The sequence below is a fragment of the Streptomyces fuscigenes genome, from assembly GCF_021556455.1.
Classification (GTDB): domain Bacteria; phylum Actinomycetota; class Actinomycetes; order Streptomycetales; family Streptomycetaceae; genus Streptomyces; species Streptomyces fuscigenes.
This window is the reverse complement of the sequence record NZ_JAKGCV010000763.1, coordinates 1-1,303: the sequence shown is the minus strand read 5'-3', so window position 1 is coordinate 1,303 and position 1,303 is coordinate 1. Positions and strand designations below refer to the sequence as shown.

The following is a 1,303-nucleotide window of genomic DNA, read 5'->3' as shown; positions in this document are numbered from 1 at the left end:
GGCCGGCGCCCGCCGCCGGCCGGCCCCCGCGGCCCCCTGCCCGCACCGGGCGGGGGCCGCGGCCGGTCAGAGCGCCAGGAGGACCTTGAGCGCGGTGCGGTCGTTCATGGCCCGGTAGCCGTCGGCGACCCGGTCCAGCCCCAGGGTCGCGTCGAAGACGGGCGACGGGTCGATCGCCCCGCTCAGGACGTCCGCCAGCAGTTCGGGCAGGTACTGGCGCACCGGGGCCAGGCCGCCGCGCAGGGCTATGTTGCGGTCGAAGAGGTGGCGCAGGTCGATGCCGTCGCCGCTGCCGTGCGGGGCGCCGACGTAGCCGATGGAGCCGCCGGGGCGGGTGATGCGCACGGCGGTGGTCATGGACTGCTCGGTGCCGACGGCCTCGATGACGGAGTGCGCGCCGTGGCCCTTCGTCAGCTCGCGCACGGCCTCGACGGCCTCGTCCCCGCGCTGGGCGACGACGTGGGTCGCCCCGAAGGAACGGGCGATGTCGGTCCGTTCGGTGTGGCGGCCCAGGATCACGATCTGCTCGGCGCCCAGGCGCTTGGCGGCGAGGACACCGCACAGCCCCACGGCGCCGTCGCCGACGACGGCGACCGTCCCGCCGGCCCGCACCTCGGCGCCGACCGCGGCGTGGTGGCCGGTGCCCATCACGTCGGACAGCGTGAGCAGGGCCGCGAGCACGCGGTCGTCGGACGCGGCGTCCTTGGGCAGTTTGACGAGCGTGCCGTCCGCGTACGGGACGCGCACGGCCTCGCCCTGCCCGCCGTCGTGGTCGAAGCCGCCCCAGCCGCCTCCGTGGACGCAGGACGTCTGCACGCCCTCGCGGCAGAAGTCGCAGAGCCCGTCCGAGTACATGAAGGGCGCGACGGCCAGGTCACCCGGCCTGAAGCCGGTCACCTCGGAGCCCGCCTCCTCGACCACGCCGAGGAACTCGTGGCCGATGCGCTGCCCCGGCCTCGGCGCCGTGGCCACCTCGCCGCGGTAGGGCCACAGGTCGCTGCCGCAGATGCAGGCGCGCAGGACGCGCAGGACCACGTCGGTGGGCTTGCGGACGGCCGCGTCGGGCACCTCCTCCACCTGTATGTCGTAGGGGGCGTTGATGACGGTGGCGCGCATGTGCGGTGTTTCCTCGCTGCTGGTCGCGGTCGGTGCGGGTGTGACCGCCGGACGCGGTCGGTGGGGCGGCTGCCCGCCGCGGCCGGTGGGCGCGGTGGCGGGCCGCGGTCCGGCACCGGGCCGGACACGTCGAGCACGTTACGCCTGCGGGGCGCGGGCATCGCCGGGCGGACCCCGGGCCGGGACG

The 1,303-nt window shown here is 76.4% G+C and carries 1 protein-coding gene; it reads right to left on the bottom strand.

Translation table 11 applies throughout. From position 1 onward, the window contains the following. Positions 1-66 precede the first annotated feature (66 nt). Positions 67-1,116, bottom strand: coding sequence for a zinc-dependent alcohol dehydrogenase family protein (locus L1885_RS28410; protein WP_235800010.1), 1,050 nt, complete (start codon positions 1,114-1,116; stop codon positions 67-69). Between the last annotated feature and the right edge of the window lie 187 nt (positions 1,117-1,303).